This window comes from Komagataeibacter ossonobensis (assembly GCF_057359305.1).
On the sequence record NZ_JBXAYQ010000113.1, the window covers coordinates 1 to 1313 of the forward strand.

The 1313-nt window shown below is 57.6% G+C and carries 1 protein-coding gene; it reads right to left on the reverse strand.

The annotated features are described in order from the left end of the window. Positions 1 to 60: 60 nt before the first annotated feature. Positions 61 to 1247, reverse strand: a protein-coding gene (locus tag AC1RQ9_RS18880) for an IS3-like element ISGxy1 family transposase (protein ID WP_139064263.1) whose coding sequence is annotated in 2 segments (ribosomal slippage) — positions 61 to 989 and positions 989 to 1247 — 1188 coding nt in all. Because the reading frame shifts where the segments join, the coding sequence is not laid out codon by codon here. Positions 1248 to 1313: the final 66 nt, after the last annotated feature.

Below are 1313 nucleotides of genomic sequence, written 5' to 3' on the forward strand. Positions count from 1 at the left end.
AGAGGTGGACCCGTCTGTTCGGACAGTTTTTGGGTTTGAATAAGCTATACCCGGTTGTTGTTATGCCGCCATTCTGACGGCGTTGCTGTTGGCCATCTGGTCCGGGGTTAACGCCGGACCAGATGGCGTCGGCGCGCCATGATACGCCTCATCAGGCGTTCGTCCAGCCAGGGCCGTATGGGGACGTTGCCCGTTATAATGGGTGATCCATTTCGTGAGCCCCACTCGAAGTTCTGATCCGGTCTCAAATGCGTGCAGGTAGACACATTCGTATTTCAACGACCGCCACAGACGCTCGATGAACACGTTGTCCAGCCAGCGCCCACGCCCGTCCATGCTAATGCGGATCTGACGTTCTTCCAGGATACCGGTAAAACGGGGCGTCGTGAATTGTGAGCCCTGGTCCGTGTTGAAAATCTCCGGGGTGCCGTAACGCATCAGCGCATCCCGAAGTGCCTCAATACAGAACTCCGCGTCCATCGTGTTCGACAGACGCCAGGACAGCACCTTGCGCGTGAACCAGTCCATGATCGCCACGAGATAGAGAAATCCCCGTTTCATGGGAATATATGTGATATCGGAACACCAGACCTGGTTAGGTCGATCAATGACCAGATCCCGCAGCAGATATGGATATTTCCGATGCTCCGGATGGGGCACACTCGTGCGTGGCTTCTGGTAGATCGCCCGCAGGCCCATGATCGCCATGAGCCGGCGGACGCGTTTGCGCCCCACTTCATGTCCCAGGCGGCGCAGATGCCATGTCATCTGCCGCGAGCCATAATACGGCCTTTCCAGGAACTGGGCGTCGATCAGCCGCATCAACTCCAGATTGGCCTCACTCTGTGGCACAGACCGATAGTAGACGCCCGACCGGTTGAGTCGCAGCAGTGTGCATTGCCGGATTATCGGCAGACGCGCTCGCTTCGGGTCAATCATCTGCCGCCTCTGATCACGCCCAACCGAGCAGAGGCATCGCGTAAAAAATCCCGTTCCACGAGAAGCTCGCCTATCTTCGCGTGCAGTTTCTCCACATCAGCAGGGCTGACCGGGGGCTCAGACGTCGCTTTCCCGGAAAAGGTGGCCGCCATCCCCTCGATCGCCTGCCGTTTCCACTGGGCGATCATCGTCTGATGCACCCCATGTTTCGAAGCCAGTTCCGCCAGCGTCAGTTCCCCACGGATCGCTTCCAGGGCAACCCGTGATTTGAACTCCGCCGCATACCTCTTGCGCGTAACCTTGCCCATAAAACCCGTTCTCTCTCAGGTCGGATTATAGCTTATTGCCCTGTCCGAAAAATGGGGACCACCTCT